Origin of the sequence: Constrictibacter sp. MBR-5 (genome assembly GCF_040549485.1) — a bacterium.
In the GTDB taxonomy this organism is placed as follows: Bacteria; Pseudomonadota; Alphaproteobacteria; order JAJUGE01; family JAJUGE01; genus Constrictibacter.
This window is the reverse complement of sequence record NZ_JBEPTK010000011.1, coordinates 122,550-137,001: the sequence shown is the minus strand read 5'-3', so window position 1 is coordinate 137,001 and position 14,452 is coordinate 122,550. Positions and strand designations below refer to the sequence as shown.

The 14,452-nt window shown below is 69.6% G+C and carries 13 protein-coding genes; 5 read left to right on the top strand and 8 right to left on the bottom strand.

The genetic code is table 11. The features are described 5' to 3' along the window. Positions 1–24 precede the first annotated feature (24 nt). The 4 genes from ABIE65_RS20225 to ABIE65_RS20210 all read right to left on the bottom strand — a co-directional run bounded on the left by ABIE65_RS20225 (position 25) and on the right by ABIE65_RS20210 (position 5,392). Positions 25–1,941, bottom strand: a complete 1,917-nt coding sequence (locus ABIE65_RS20225) for a DEAD/DEAH box helicase (protein WP_354080248.1) — start codon at positions 1,939–1,941, stop codon at positions 25–27. Between the two features lie 103 nt (positions 1,942–2,044). Then, positions 2,045–2,608 carry a copper chaperone PCu(A)C gene (locus tag ABIE65_RS20220; protein WP_354080246.1) on the bottom strand — a complete coding sequence of 188 codons (564 nt, stop codon included), beginning with the start codon at positions 2,606–2,608 and terminating at the stop codon, positions 2,045–2,047. Between the two features lie 27 nt (positions 2,609–2,635). After that, positions 2,636–4,720 carry a TonB-dependent receptor family protein gene (locus tag ABIE65_RS20215; RefSeq protein WP_354080245.1) on the bottom strand — a complete coding sequence of 695 codons (2,085 nt, stop codon included), beginning with the start codon at positions 4,718–4,720 and terminating at the stop codon, positions 2,636–2,638. A 243-nt stretch (positions 4,721–4,963) separates the two neighbouring features. Next, a complete protein-coding gene (locus tag ABIE65_RS20210; protein ID WP_354080243.1) occupies positions 4,964–5,392 on the bottom strand; it encodes a DUF2946 family protein in 429 nt (142 codons plus the stop codon). Between the two features lie 129 nt (positions 5,393–5,521). Here ABIE65_RS20210 and ABIE65_RS20205 point away from each other — a divergent pair, with 129 nt between their 5' ends. Next, positions 5,522–6,271, top strand: a complete 750-nt coding sequence (locus ABIE65_RS20205; protein WP_354080242.1) for a hypothetical protein — start codon at positions 5,522–5,524, stop codon at positions 6,269–6,271. Between the two features lie 23 nt (positions 6,272–6,294). Here ABIE65_RS20205 and ABIE65_RS20200 read toward each other — a convergent pair whose 3' ends face one another. Further along, positions 6,295–7,284 carry a hypothetical protein gene (locus ABIE65_RS20200; RefSeq protein WP_354080241.1) on the bottom strand — a complete coding sequence of 330 codons (990 nt, stop codon included), beginning with the start codon at positions 7,282–7,284 and terminating at the stop codon, positions 6,295–6,297. Positions 7,285–7,448: 164 nt separating this feature from the next. Here ABIE65_RS20200 and ABIE65_RS20195 point away from each other — a divergent pair, with 164 nt between their 5' ends. From ABIE65_RS20195 to ABIE65_RS20185, 3 genes are all read left to right on the top strand, one after another. Further along, complete coding sequence (locus ABIE65_RS20195; protein WP_354080240.1) at positions 7,449–7,607, top strand: hypothetical protein; 159 nt, start codon at positions 7,449–7,451, stop codon at positions 7,605–7,607. Positions 7,608–8,230: 623 nt separating this feature from the next. Continuing rightward, positions 8,231–9,703, top strand: coding sequence for a prenyltransferase/squalene oxidase repeat-containing protein (locus ABIE65_RS20190; protein ID WP_354080239.1), 1,473 nt, complete (start codon positions 8,231–8,233; stop codon positions 9,701–9,703). Beyond that, on the top strand, positions 9,700–9,930 hold the full coding sequence (locus tag ABIE65_RS20185; RefSeq protein WP_354080238.1) for a hypothetical protein: 231 nt from the start codon (positions 9,700–9,702) through the stop codon (positions 9,928–9,930). The genes ABIE65_RS20190 and ABIE65_RS20185 overlap by 4 nt, the downstream gene beginning before the upstream one ends. A gap of 4 nt (positions 9,931–9,934) precedes the next feature. On the opposite strand, the gene ABIE65_RS20180 is transcribed toward ABIE65_RS20185, so the two are convergent. From ABIE65_RS20180 to ABIE65_RS20170, 3 genes are read right to left on the bottom strand one after another with little or no spacing between them, the layout of a single operon-like run. Further along, a complete protein-coding gene (locus ABIE65_RS20180) occupies positions 9,935–10,225 on the bottom strand; it encodes a PqqD family protein (protein ID WP_354080237.1) in 291 nt (96 codons plus the stop codon). A 42-nt stretch (positions 10,226–10,267) separates the two neighbouring features. After that, positions 10,268–11,530 (bottom strand): hypothetical protein, encoded by a 1,263-nt coding sequence (locus ABIE65_RS20175; RefSeq protein ID WP_354080236.1) that lies wholly within the window; start codon positions 11,528–11,530, stop codon positions 10,268–10,270. 13 nt (positions 11,531–11,543) lie between these two features. Further along, positions 11,544–13,082 carry an MBOAT family O-acyltransferase gene (locus ABIE65_RS20170; RefSeq protein ID WP_354080234.1) on the bottom strand — a complete coding sequence of 513 codons (1,539 nt, stop codon included), beginning with the start codon at positions 13,080–13,082 and terminating at the stop codon, positions 11,544–11,546. 150 nt (positions 13,083–13,232) lie between these two features. On the opposite strand from ABIE65_RS20170, the gene ABIE65_RS20165 reads away from it, so the two are divergent. Further along, entirely contained in the window at positions 13,233–14,384 is a 1,152-nt protein-coding gene (locus ABIE65_RS20165) for a hypothetical protein (RefSeq protein ID WP_354080233.1), read from the top strand. The last annotated feature ends 68 nt before the right edge of the window (positions 14,385–14,452 follow it).

Genomic DNA, 14,452 nt, shown 5'->3' with positions numbered 1-14,452 from the left:
GAAAGTGCGAAAGAAGGGCACGAGTCAGCGGGTGCGGTAGGGCTGGCGTCCGGGCGCGTCGGGGCGGGCATCCGCGCGGGCGGCGCGCTTGCGCATCGGGGGGCGGTCGCCGGCGGCGGTCTTCGGGATGGGCTTCGGCTTGTAGGTGCGCGTGGGGGCCGTCCGCTCCGGTGCTGCCCGCTCGGGAGCCTCCTGTGCCGCCGGTCGCGCCGCGACCTTGCGGGTGACGTCGGGTTCGATCTGGGCGAAGCGGGCCTTCATCGCGTCGGCGAGCGGCTCGATGCGGACCTCGCCGCCGGCCGGGACGGCGCGGACCGAGGCCATGAAGCGGTCGGCGACCTGTTCGTCGATCTCGAACTTGGTCTCGCGCTCGAAGACGCGGATGGCGCCGATCTCCTGCTTGGTCACCTTGCCCTGGCGGCAGATGATCGGCAGCAGCCAGCGCGGGTCGGCGTTCTTGGTGCGGCCGACGTCGAGCTTGAACCAGACGGTGGCGCCGGCGGGGCCGGAACGGCCGCGCGGGGCGCCGGATTCGGGGCGGGGGCCGCGGTCGGCGCCGCGATGATCAGCACTGGGGGCCGCGTTGCGCTCGGCCCCACGGTCGGCATAGGGGCGGCGGGGGCTGTCGCCGGGATCGACCACGTCCTCGGGCGCGGGCAGGCGCTCGCGGTGCAGGCGCACCAGGGCGGCGGCGATCGCCTCGGGCGACAGGCGCTGCATCAGCGCCTCGGCGGTGGCCGCGTCCTCCTCGGTGTTCTCGCCGGTCAGGAGCGGGCTGGCGAACAGGCGCTCCTGGTCGAGGGCGCGGATCTCCTCGGCGGTCGGCGGGCCGCTCCATTCCGGCTTGATGCGGGCGTCGGCGAACAGGCGCTCGGCGCTGCGGCGGCGCGACACGGGGACGAGCACGACGCTCACCCCCTTGCGGCCGGCGCGGCCGGTGCGGCCGCTGCGGTGCTGGAGCACCTCGGCGTCGTGCGGCAGGTCGGCGTGCACGACCAGGCCGATATGCGCGAGGTCGATGCCGCGGGCCGCGACGTCGGTGGCGACGCAGACGCGGGCATGGCCGTCGCGCAGCGCCTGGATGGCGTGATTGCGCTCGTTCTGGCTGAGTTCGCCGGAAAGGGCGACGGTGGTGAAGCCGCGCTCCAGCAGCGTCGCCTGGAGGTGGCGCACCGCCTCGCGCGTGTTGCAGAAGACGATGGCGCCGGGAGCCTCGAAGAAGCGCAGCAGGTTGACGACGGCCAGCTCATGCTGGCGCGGCGCGACGCGCACGGCGCGGTACTCGATGTCGGCATGGCCGCCGGCGGCACCGGCCGAGACCTCGAGGCGCAGCGCGTCCTGCTGGTAGCGGCGGGCGAGGTTGACGATGGCGCGCGGCAGGGTGGCGGAGAAGAGCAGCGTGCGGCGGCCGGCGGGCGTGGCGTCGAGGATGAACTCCAGGTCCTCGCGGAAGCCCATGTCGAGCATCTCGTCCGCCTCGTCGAGGACGGCGGCGGCGAGCGCGCCCAGGCGGAGCGCCCCGCGCTCCAGATGGTCGCGCAGGCGGCCGGGCGTGCCGACGACGATGTGCACGCCGGACGCGAGCAGGCGGGCCTCGCGCCGCGGGTCCATGCCGCCGACGCAGGCGACGACGCGCGCGCCGGTCTGGCGGTAGAGCCAGTCGAGCTCCTGCTGGACCTGCAGCGCCAACTCGCGCGTCGGCGCGATCACCAGCGCCAACGGATCGCCGGCTGCACCGATCGTGTCGGCGTCGCCGAGCAGGGTGGAGGCCAGCGCCAGGCCGTAGGCCACGGTCTTGCCGGACCCCGTCTGCGCGGAGACGAGCAGGTCGCGGCCTTCGGCATCCGGCGCCAGGACGGCGCTCTGCACGGGGGTCGGGTCGTTGTAGTCGCGTTCGGCGAGCGCACGCGCGAGCGGCGCGCTCGTAGCGGGAAATGACACGGTGGGGACAGCCGGAGTCTGTTGCCTGGATAGGCCGCAGATGGGGGCTGTCGCGCCGCAGTGCAGCAATAAAGTGGCGGCACCGGTGGCGCCGCCACCAGGATCAGTTCTTATGCATGCCGTGGCCCTTGGCACCATGATCCATCGTGCCGTGGTTCATGCTCCCGTGATCCATCGCACCCGGGCCCGCACCCGGACCCGCACCCGGGCCCGCACCCGGACCGGCCGCGCCGACGCCGGCGACCGTTACGTCGACGGCGCGGGTGCCGTGCTTCTCGAAGACGAGGTTGATCGTGAAGGTCTCACCCTCCTTCAGCGGCCGGTGCAGGCCGATCAGCATGATGTGCTCGGCACCCGGCTTCAGCGCTGCCGAACCGCCGGCGGGCACGGCGACCGCCTCGACCGGACGCATGCGCATGCGGTCGCCGTCGCGCTCCATGGTGTGCAACTCGACCGCCTCGGCGACAGGGCTGGAGGCGGCGACGATGCGGTCGTCGGTCTTGCCGTTGTTGACGACGGTGACGTAGGCGGCACCGGTGCGCGCAGCACCCGGGGTGGCGCGCGACCAGGCCTGCTCGATGCGGATCTCGTCCTGGATCGGATCGTTGGCCCGGGCGGCGGCCATGGGCAGCAGCAGGGCGGCGGCGAGGGCGATGGTGCGGAACATGCCGTTTTCTCCTGTTCGGACGGGTCGTTACCAGCTGAGGGTGAGGCCGGCATAGGCGCTGGCGCCGGAGCCGGGCTCGTAGAGAGGCGTGGTCGGCGTGGCGACGGTCGCGACGCTGGCGCTGGCGATGTAGCGCTCGTCGGTGATGTTGCGGGCGTCGAGGAAGACCGAGCCGTTCAGGCCCTGGAAGGCGAAGTCGTAGCCGGCGCGCAGGCCGAGCAGGGCATAGGACCTGGTCTTCTGCGTGTTGGCGTTGTCGACGTAATAGGCCTCCGGCACCCACTCCACGTTCGGGCCGGCGTAGAAGCCGGCCGGATGGCGATAGAGCAGCTCGGCGCGGAGATAGTGTTTCGGCGCGCCCGGCAGGTCGTTGCCGCCATAGACGCCGTCGTCGAAATGGAAGTCGCTGAAGGTGTAGGACTGGCGGAACCAGAGGTCGTCCCGGGCGGCGCCGTCGGCGAACAGGCCCTTCAGCAGGGTGACGTCGAAGGCGAGTTCGACCCCCTGGTGGACCGTCCTGTCGGCGTTGCGCGCCGCCGTCCTGCCGCCACCCAGGTCGAAGAGCTGGATCTCGTCGCGCAGCCAGGCGCGGTAGAGCGCGACGTCCCAGCCGAAGGATTCGCACCGGCCGCGCGTGCCGACCTCGATGGTGGTGGCGGTCTGCGGGTCGATCTTTGTGAAGCCGTCGGCGGCGGTGGGGCTGAGGTCGGACAGCGTCGGGACTTCGGTGCTGCGGCTGAGGTTGGCGAACACCTGGGCGGCTCGTCCGGCGGTCGGCGGCTCGACGTCCCAGATCACGCCGACCTTCGGATTGAAATAGTCGTAGGTCGCCTTGCCGCTGTCGTCGCCGTTACTCAGGAAGCGATCCTCGGACCGGCGCTTCGACCAGCCGAGCTGGCCGCCGAGGACGAGCGCCACGGCGTCGGTCACGAAGAACTGGTTCTCGGCGTAGAGGTCGGCGTTGACCGCCGTCTCGTCGGTGTCGAAGGTCTTGGCGCCCTTCGAACCGCCCATGTTCTGGTAGCGCTCGTTGTCGTTCGTGCCGGCGTGGAGGTTGGCGCCCACGGTGAAGGCGTTGCGATGGCCGAACGCCTGCGCCTCGCCGGTGGCGCGGGCGAAGCCGCCATAGTCCCGGAAGTGGTTGTCGAGCACCTGGAAGATCGGGTGGTCGAGCCGCTTGTCGACGTAGAAGGCGCCGAACGACAGTTCGACCGCGTCGAGCATCACCGTCGTGTTGTTGGCGATCCGATAGGATTCGATGTTGCGCTCATAGTCGAGCAGCAGATTGCCCGCCGCCGCGGCGCGCGGATCGTGCAGGGCGGCATGGCGGGTCACCGACCCGGGAATCTCCTGCTCGATGTCGGCATAGCCGAAATAGAAGCGGGTCTCGGCGTTGGAGGAGATGCGGTAGCCGATGTTGCCGTTGACGCGCACGCTCTCCTGCTCGCTGTGGTTCCGGAAGCCGTCCTGCTCCACCCAGGTCGGCGTGACGTAATAGTCCCAGTCGCCGATAACCATGCCGGAGCCCAGCTGTACGCGGCGGAAGCCGTCGCTGCCGATCTCGGTGCGGACCAGGGCGGCGGGCGCGTCGTGGCCGGTCGGGCTGACGAAGTTGACGGCACCGCCCAGGGTCATGGCGCCGTACTGCAGGGCGTTGGCCCCCTTGTACACCTCGGCGTAGCGCAGCGAGAGCGGGTCGATCTCCTGGAAGTCGCCGCTGCCGTCGGCCTTGGTCAGCGGGATGCCGTCCTGGAGCAGCTTCACGCCGCGCAGGTGGAAGTTGCGCGCGAGGCCCGAGCCGCGGATCGAGAAGCGCGTGTCCTCGCCCCATTTCGGCTGGGCGAAGACGCCGGCGACGTAGTCGAGCATGTCCTTGGTGGTGAGGGCCCGCGTGTCCGTGAAGTCCTCGGCCGGGACGACGGCCACGGCGCCGGGGGTGCGGTCGATGCGGCGTGCCGCCTCGGCGGCGTCGGGGACGGTGAGGGAGCCGGTGGCCTGGCCGGTCACGGCGATGGGGTCGAGGACGATGGTGCCGGACTGCTGGGCGTGGGCGGGCGCGGTGATGGCGATGGAAAGCGCGGCGAGCGCCGCGCGCGGAATGCGCATGGACATGGGAAACCTCGGTGGAATCGCGGATGCGATGCCGACAGGGCCGCGTGTTTGAGGATCTCTCGGCGCTTTCCCGGACGCGCCGCCGACGGCGGCGGCGATCCGGGATCCACGGCAGACGCGGGCGCAGGCGTGGGCCCCGGATCGCCGCTGCGCGGCGTCCGGGGAAGCGAAACGAGAGTGCGGCGTCCGGGACGGTACGCGCGCGGCGCTTCTCGAACGGTCGGGCGGACCGTCGGCGCGATGTCAGCCGAGGAAGATGGGCGGGGCGCGGGAGCCGAGGGGCGGGCCCTGGGGCGGTGGGCGCAGGTCGAGCGGCCGCGGCGCGGCCGTCGCGACCGCCGCCGCAACCGCGAGGAAGGCGGTGGCGACCAGCGTCGGGACGTCGAACGCCTTGGCGAAGGCGGTGCCGAACGGACAGTCCTTGGCGAAGGCCGCGTCGGCCGGGTCATGTCCGCCGCCGTCCGGGTCGATGGGCTTGCCGTCGGCGTCGACCGTGACGGCGGTCGGTCCTTGAGCGGTACAGAGGACGATCTGGAAGCCGCCCTGCTTCAGCAGGCCCAGGTCGGGCATGAAGCCGACCGGCAGCAGGGCGCGCAGCGCGAACAGGAGCAGCGTCAGGCGTGCCAGCCTGCGCCAGTCCGTGTTCCTCGCGATGATGTGTCCCCCCGTCATGGCGGCGAGTGTCGCGGCTCACGCGTCCAGTGTCGAGGCTTCGGCCCTGCGGCGTGCTGCCGCTCACTCGCCGCGGCGAACACAGCCGGGTAGCGTGACGTCGCAACGACGCACGAATGGGGGGACGCCATGATACTTCCGCGCGTCCAGGGCGTGTTCGTCCTGGTCAACACGATGCTGCCGCCGCTGGTGGTGCTCGCGATCGGCTGGACGGCCGTGGCCTTCGGCGGGCGGGTCGACGCCGGCTGGCAGGAGACGCGCGGCGCGCTGGTCTCGATCGCGGCGCGCGCCGGGGATTCCGCGCAGCGCGTGGCCGATGTGGCGGAGCGCAGCCAGGCGCAGATGAACCGCGCGATGGCGCGCTTCGAGGTGGTGGGCGCGGGCCTGTCGCGTGCCGCGTCGGAGGTGCGCAAGCCGGTGGACGCCGTCGCGTCGCTGAGCGTGCCGACCGTCGCGATGAAGATGTCCGACCTCTACATCGATCCGCCGGGCCCCATCCCGCGCTTCAAGGCCGGACCGTTCAAGCCGGAGATCACCTCGGGCAGCTTCGCGTTCGGCGAGATGATCGCCAAGCCGTTCCGCGTGATCTTCGATGCGCTATCGAGCCTGTCGGCGCCGTTCGACGATCTGGCCAAGGTGGCGAAGGAACTGGAGAAGCTGAACGCGCTGCAGCCCGAATTCGCCGTCCTTCAGGCCGAGATCGGCCTCGTCGCCCGCAACGCCGTCGCCTTCTTCGGCGCGGCGTCGGACGCCGTCGGCTGGTTCGCCTACGGGCTAGCCGGGCTGCTCGTCTGGGGCGCGCTCTGCTACCCGTTCTGGGCCATCGGGCGGTTGCAGCGCGGCTGGGCGTTGCTGATGCACGGCCGGTTGCCGGCGTGAGAAGGTTCGCGCAACCACCGACGTCAGATGCGGGCGTCGCCGATTGTGCCGAGAACGAGTTCGGCCGTCGCGGCGAGATCCTCAATCCGGTCCGAGCGCGACAGACGCCAGATCGGCACTTCGGATGCCAGGGAGGCGAGTTCGGCGAGGCGCGCCTGTCGGCTCGATCCGGCCGCGCCCCATTGCCCGTGCGGCACGATGGCGGCCATGGCGGCGGCCGGCGCCAGCCTGTGGAGGGTCGGCCGGCAAGGTTCGGGACGCCGCGGCTCCAGGACGACGATCCCGGCGAGCGGAACGCGGGCGGCGTCGGGGACGGTCTCGGGGCGGCGGTTCGCGGTCAGGCGGTATTTCTGTTCGTCGGGCCGGGCGTTCTGCCAAAGCGTCGGCCAGGCGGTGCGGTCGATGCCGAGCCGATCGAGGGTGGGGCCTTCCGCCAAGATCTCGTGGTGGCCGGGCCAGGCGTACCATCCGCCCGCCATCCGCACGGGACAGACGACATCGTCGGCGAGCGGCGGGGCGCCGGCCCGCATCAGGGCGATGGCGAGGGACGACTTGCCGGCTCCGCTATCGCCGAGGACGGCGACGGCGCCGGTGGGCCCGAGCGAGAGGTTGCCGTGCAGCATCGGCGCACCGAGCCGCGCCAGGATGGAGCGGATCGCGACATGGGTCAGCACGGTCCAGCGATCATGGGCACCGTCGGGATACGTGTCCGACACGTGGAGGCGCGTCCCGTCTTCCGACAGGACGACGCTGCAGCATCTTTGAAAGCCGCCGGGTACGGCGTCGACCACGTCGATCTGCCATCCCTGCGGCGTCGCGGCCGCCCGGTGCCAGGCCGCCACCGGTACGCTGTCCGGGAGGGGCGGCAGGTCCGCGCGGGCGACCGGGGATAGGGTGATGGTACGCAGCAGGTCCGCCGCGATCGGAGCAAACGTGCGGCGCGATCCAACTGGGCGAAGGCGCAGTCCGTAGGCGGCCACCTCCGTCACCGGCACCGGGGCGATTTCCTTCAAGAGTGGCGCATCCTGTTCCCGCCGTGCCTGCCGAGGGCCCGATCTTGTAGCCGACTCTCGACTTCGCCATACGTGGAGGATAAACGATGTGACCCGTGTTCGGCTCGCCACCCGGTACCTCCGGATTCGGCGCGCCTGTTTCGGTCTTGACCCGGGAGGGTGTAGTGGAATTCGAAGTCGACCGCAGCGAATCGGAACCGAAGGCCGCATACCAGCCGCCCATTCTCGTGGATTACGGTCTTTTGGCCAAGGAAGCCGCCGAGGGGGGGCTGGTAGCGGCACGTTCGATGGCATCAGCTACTCGTGAGGTAGGTGTCTCCTGAGATAGGTGTCGGGCGGGACCGCTCGAGCTAAAGATGGCACCGCGATCGTCTGCCGGATCATCATAGGTGGTGGAGTGTCGGATGCGTCCCTCGTGGCAGGCTCCCGACAGGAAGTACGCGGCGCCGCAAGCCTTCTGCATCTGAGGACGGGGGCCGACGTCAGCTCGGCCGTCGCGCGGTGCGGGCACTTGATGTCGGGTCTGCCGCGGCTGGCGGTTGAGATCGACCTCGGGCCGCCGGCCGAAGTGCTGGCGCTTCATCAGTATGTGCGGCGGTCGGAGGCTGGGACTCTGCTGCCGGATACGGGATCTGCGCGGCGTCCCGCCGATGTACTCGTGGATCTGTGGCGGATGGATGGCTCCGCCTTGGGGCTTTGGGCCGAGACCTGCTTTCTCGAGACGGACCTCACCTCGAACGGGACGCCTAGTGGAACGAGCGTTTTTTTCCGCGGGAGTGCCGCCGCCGGTCGGCACCATGCCGAAGCGATCGACTCCGCTGTGCGCTTTACCCTCGGCCATGCGGTCGCAGACCGCGCCGCGATGTCGATCGGTGCCATCGGATCATGTTTGCCGCCCGGCGCCGGGATCGGATCCCTGGGTCTTATGGCGGGCCGCGGTGGGTCGGTGCGCCTGAATGTCACCGGCTTGCCGCTGGGTGCGCTGGCCGGTTTCGCGTACACATCGGACCTACAGGATTTTCCCGAGGATGGTGTGGCCCTGTTCGACCTGCTGGTCGAGACGGTGGACAAGGTCACGCTGGCGCTCGACCTGTACCTGCCGGCCGGATCGCCGCCCTTGCTCCGCCTCTCGGGGTTCGAGTGCTTCATCGAGGAGGCGTTCGAAACCGACAGCCGCTGGGGCCGGCTCGCGGCGATCGCCCGCGAGCGCTGCGGCGCCGACCCGGCTGCGATGGATAGCGTGCTTGCATCCCCGTGCCGTATCCTGCCCGGTGATCCCGCGGTGCAGTGGCCGGATGCATGGCTGCTGGATGCACTGACAGCGCCGCCGGGGCGGGTGCCGTCGGCGCGGGTCTGGATATCGCATCTCAAGTTCATGCCGGCGACTGCCGGGGGTGGCTGGCGTACCAAGGCCTACGTGGCGGCGGAGCGCGTGCCCTTGGCCGCTCCGACGCCTCTTCCGTCCTGGCCGTCCTCGATGCCGGCCCGTGATGCGCTCGTGGAGGCGCGCGACGCGGGCGTGCGTTTCCTGCTGCGTCGTCAGGACCAGGCGGGTCTCTGGCGCGACTTCGTGTCGCCGCTGGGTGCCGGCGACGAATGGCCGAGTGCGGTGATCGGTTACTGCCTAGCGGGTATCGGCCCGGACGGCCATGCGGCGGCCATGCGCGCGCAGGCGGCGCTGCGCCGCCGGCAGCGGCCATCGGGCGGCTGGGGCTTCAATGCCTGGACGCCGCAGGATGCCGACAGCACCGCCTGGTACCTCCACCTCTCGCGGGCACTCGGTCTGAGCGGTGGAGCGTCCGAAGATGCGGCCCGCGCCTTCGTGGCGCGGCATGTGTCCCCGGACGGCGGGGTGGCGACCTATGCGGCCGAGACGCCGATCCGCTTTGAGGGGCGTCTGGAAGGCTGCGACGACAGCGGATTCCGGGCGTCCCACGGCTGCGTCTCCGCGGCGGCGGCGGCGCTCGTCGGGGAACCCACGCGGGCGTTCGTGACGCGGTCTCAGGCAGCGGACGGCAGCCTGCCCGGCTACTGGTGGGACGAGCCCTCCTATCCGACGGCGCTGGCCCTCGTTCTCGCCGAGGGCGCGCCGGCGATCGATGCGGCGCGTGGTGCGGCCTGGCTGTCGGACCTGCCGAACGAAGGGCTGCAGCCGTTCGCGGCGGCCTGGCGGCTGGCGGGCCTCGCCGCAAGCGGACAGGCCATGGACGCGGCTGTCGGAAAGCTGGCGGGGCTGCTCGTCGCATCACAGCGCCAGGACGGCGGTTGGCGCGGAGGCGCCTGCATGCGGACGCCGGATCCCTGGGTCGTCGCACCCGCGCCGGGGGAAGGGCGCATCGACCTCGACGTGCGCGGCCTGTTCACGACGGCAGGGGCGGTTCTCGCCCTCGACCTGCTGATCGGGGCATACTCCGTATGAGTCTGCAATCGGCGATGGCCTTCATCGCGGCCTGCCGGAGCGGCGGGGTCGATCTCGCCGCGGTGGCCGCGGGAGACCCCGCAGCCGTCCGTCCGGCGCTCTTCGCCCGCGCGCGGACGTCGGGCTACGATTTTTCCCAGACCGAGTTCGAACGGGCGCTGCGGCTGGACATCCTGGCGCGGCTGGCGCCCGCCTACCGTTCGTCTCCGGGGGCGGCCGGGCGGTGAGCGGTTACTCGCGGGGCGCCTGTTCGCCGATGCCGATCAGTCGGCGTGCCAGAAGGTTTTCCAGCAACCCTTCGAGATCCGCCTTCGCCTGCGCCGCGGGCACGTCGTAGCGGGCGAGAATGGCGGCGAGGGCGCCACCGACCGTGGTACCGCTGACGATCGCTTCCCAGGCCTCGATACCGGCACCGCGCAGGCCGAAGAAATGCTCGGTCCTGGGGTCGATGGCGATAATCTCGTCGTCGACCCGCGTCCAGACGACGCCCTCCGCCACGGTGATGATAGTCTCTTCTGACAACTGGCTGCTTTCCGCCGTCGACATGCTTCGCTTCGCTCTCTGTTAGGAATGTCGTTCCCCCGCGACTCGTGTCGAGGGCTTCGACTGCGGTGCGCAGTCCGTGCTGGTGCTGCGTAGACGATCGCGGAGCCGCCGCATCACAGATGCCGGATTCGCGTCCAACACCCGTTGCGCGGACTTGCGATAGGCCTCGAACTCCGCCAGATGCCGTTCGACATTGTCGGGGGTGAGAGTGACGCCGATGGCCGGCCCATCCGGGCGCTCCAGGTCGGAAACGACCAGCGCGCCGAGCTTAGGCGAAAAATGCAGCTGATCGTACCACCAGTCCATTTGGGGCTCCTGCACTGAATCCGCCGCCGATGACGGGAAGCCTTCATCGAGGTGCATGCGGGGCATGTTGAAGTCGACGACGCGCAGAAGTGGTCCGCCATTCAGGTCTGCGATCAACGCGACCACGCTGCGCAGCCATGTCGCATACCGGCGTCCGACACCCAGGCGGTCGTAGGTCTCCCTCATCATCAGGTGTTGCGGCAGTTGCACGACGGAGAGGCGCACACCAGCGTTCAGTGTCGTGCGCGCCAGATCGGCCAATTGATCGTACATGGAATTGCCACGCCAATCGAAACCGAAGCGGCTGTCGAGGCAGTGTTCCGTAGCGAATCTCGCCGCAATCACGCCGCTGGCCCGGCTAAAAAGCGGCCAAGCGGTATCGTATCCTCGCGAGATTATCGAGGGAGCGGCAGCCGGGTTCAGGCGGCCGTAGTCAGGTGCGAGCCGCCACGTTGCCACACGCAGGGCGTCCGCCAGAGATGCCGGCTGGAGCGAGAGTTTCGCCAGATCATAAGCGATGCGTCGTAGCGAATCCGAGGGGACGACGACCCGACGCCATTCCCGGTGGATCCCCAGACCCGCGAAATGCACCAGGTCGACCGACACGACCGCCTCGCGCAGTTGGCCGCGGCTCAACGCTTTCTCCAGGTAGAATTTATCGTCCTCCAGGGATTGGAACGGCTCGGCTGCCTTGTAGGCACGGATCGAACCGGCTCCGGTCGACGTCACCGGCAGGCCCCATTGCACGTTCGACGCACCCATGTACAGGATTTCGGCTCTCGTCAGGTCGGCGGAGCGTGCGTGTACACGCGCCCCGTCGGCCAGCCAAGGGAAGGTGGCCGGGTTGCGCCAGAGCAGCGTCGCCGTGCCCCAGATACCATAGGGGTCGACGGCGATGCTGAGCAGCGGCGCCATGCCGAACGTGCCCGCAGCGGCGAAGAGCAGGATTGCGAGGAAGCGGCCGGGCCTGGACATCGTGGTCCTGTACTCAGAACACGAAGTAGACGAAGGGCGATGAACGGCCGAGCGACATCAGGAACCCGACGCCGAGAAGGATGCCGGCTGAAATCGCCCATGACGAGGTCAGACGGAACTCGACCGGCGACCGCGCGAGGGGGATGCGCGGGTCCAGGATGAATGGCCGATAGCGTCGGAAGACCTCTGCGGTATTCGGCAAGAAGAAACCACCGATGCAGATCGCGGCCAGTCCGGCGATGTGCAGACTGCCCGGCAGCGGTCCAGCCAGGAGAGGACCGCCCGGCCAGACCGCTAGGGCCAGCGCTTCCACGCTACTCATGCTCTCGGCACGAAAGACGGCGGTACTGGCGGCGAGACAGGTGAAGGTGAGAAGCTGGCGCCAGACGCGGGGCCAGCCGGCCGGCGGTCTTCCCGACCTGCGGCCGCGTGCTGCAAAGATGCTGTTCACGGAGACGAACACCGCATGCATCGTACCGAACAGGACGAAGGTCCAGTTCGCGCCGTGCCAGAGGCCGATGAGAAGGAACGTCGGGATGATCGGCACGACATCGGCGAGCCTGGAGCGCCACACGCCGCGCTCGCGCCGCCGCCGAAGCGCCGACGTACCGACGCGGGTCACCCACCATTCCGCGATCGCCCGGTAGAGGTGCCCGGTGAAGAAGCGCGTCAGCGTCATGTGCCAGCGGCGCCAGAACTCGGCCATGGTCGTCGCGCGGAACGGCGACATGAAGTTGACGGGCAGGACGACGCCGAACAGCCGGGCGAGGCCGGTCGCCATGTCGGAATAGCCCGAAAAGTCGAGCGCCAGCCCGGTGATGAAGCCGAAACAGGCGATCCAGCCCTGGACGAAGCCGATCGTCTCTCCCCGCTCGGCGGCAGCATAGATCGGGTCGATCATGCCGAGGATGGGGTCGGCGAGGAACACCTTCTTGCCCAGGCCGAATGCGAAGATCGCCGCCCCGACCGCGAGGTCGATCCGGCGGAACGCCAGGAAGCGCTTCAGCTTCGTCTGCGGCTGGAACTCCTGCCAGCGGACGATCGGGCCGATCACGAGTTGCGGGAAGAAGGCGATGAAGAGGGCGTAGTCGCGAAAGCGCGTCCGGCGATCACCTTCGCCGCAGCCGTCCCGGCGCGGCGCGATCAGCAGGTAGCCGATCTGCTGAAAGGTGAAGAAGGAGAGCGCCAGCGGCACCGGCGGCATGTCGATGTGCGCCGACGGCGCCACCGCCCCGAGGTCGATCAGGATGTCGACCGCGAAGCCGCGATACTTGAACCAGGCGAGGGCCGTGAGGTTGAGGACGACGCCCAGCGTTTGCCATGCGTGACCGCGGGTGCCTTTGCGGTCGATGCGCTCGCGGATCTGCCAGTTGACGAGGATCGACAATGCCAGGAGCGGGGTGTGTTCCGGGATCCAGCTGGCATAGAAGACGAGCGACAGGAGGATCAGGACGACCCGCGCCGCACCCGACCCGCGCTGCATCGCCGCCGCGACCAGGGCGAGCGTCGCCGGCAGGAAGCCCGCAAGGAAGTAGAACGACTGGAACAGCATCGCAGAGCGGGACTTTCGGGATCCTCTGTTTCCAGGATCGCGGTGCTTACGCGACCGCGCCATGCGACGCAATGACGGAACAATGTCGTATAGTTCTAACGATTCGCTGCGGTACCGGGTTGGTTTCGGAACGTGGCCAAGGACGAGCCGATGATCCCCTGGAAAGTCTTGACCCTGGACAAGAAGGCGTTCTCCGCAAGCATCGAGGACGCCTCTGCCGCACAGCTAGCGGATTATGCAGATACCGACTTCCTGGCCAGCGAGGACGGCGCCGATGTCGTCGCCTGGAGCAGTGCCGCGGCCCGGGCGGTGCTCGACGAGCAGGGACTTGCGAACGCGCATGGCCTGCATACAGCCCAAGAGTCTAGTTTACCGTCGGCGCCACAGGCCGCAGCAGTGATGGCGGAAATCGATCGCTCCGTGCCCGTGTTCCTGGAGGGCGCCGCCCATACGCATTTCCGCAGGCTGGCGATCGAGCGCTACAGGGCCTATGCGGCCGACATGAAAGCCCATGCCGCGCCCTGCGTTGCCGCGCTGGTGGCGGACCTCGACCGGTCGCGGCCGGCCGCCGATCGTCGGTGGCACATCAACACCCATTGCAACCGCATCTTCGTGCAGGCGGCGGGGCTGAAAGAGACTGACCTGCCGCTGGTCCTGTCGTTGCGCGACCAGATGGTGACCGTGGACGGGCGCCTGCGCCTCAGGAGCAGCCTCCATTTCCAGATGAGCAGCGTCTCGCTCTTCGGACACATGCGGCGGCGGCGATCCGGTGGCGGCGTCCGGGCGGGCAGCTTCCTGGCAGCCGCCCATGTAACCGACGCGCCCGACGACGAGGACGCAATGATCCTGTCACAGGCCGTCTCGCTGTTCGTTGCGTTGAACGAACTCGTGCCGGAGGCGCTACTCCTGATCGACGACCGCCTGCACGCGGAGCGGGCGATGTGGCCGGCCTTGGCTGCGGGCTCGGTGCGGATTACGCATTTCGTCGACGAGGCGCTCCGGTTGGCATTCCGGTCGTCGACGGTGATCGCGCGACGCGTGCCTGAGGCGCGCACGGTGGCGGGATGTCCGTTCGCGGCCGGCACCCGAATCATCGTGAACATCGCCGCTGCGAGCGTCGACCGGCGCGTCATGGATGCCGGCACAGGGTTTCGGCCGGGGCCGCAGTCCGCCTATCACTTGATGTTCGGCGCCCGACGCCGCCATTGTCTCGGCCGCTGGTTCGTTGCCTGGCTCGGCCGGCGGCTCGTCGCGGAGCGCCTGCGGCAGGCCGGGGTGGCGTGCGCCGGCGCCGGATTGTAAACGCCCCTGCCGCGCACCATCTACCCGTACTCCTACGACATCCGAATTCTGTTCGCGCCGTGCGATGC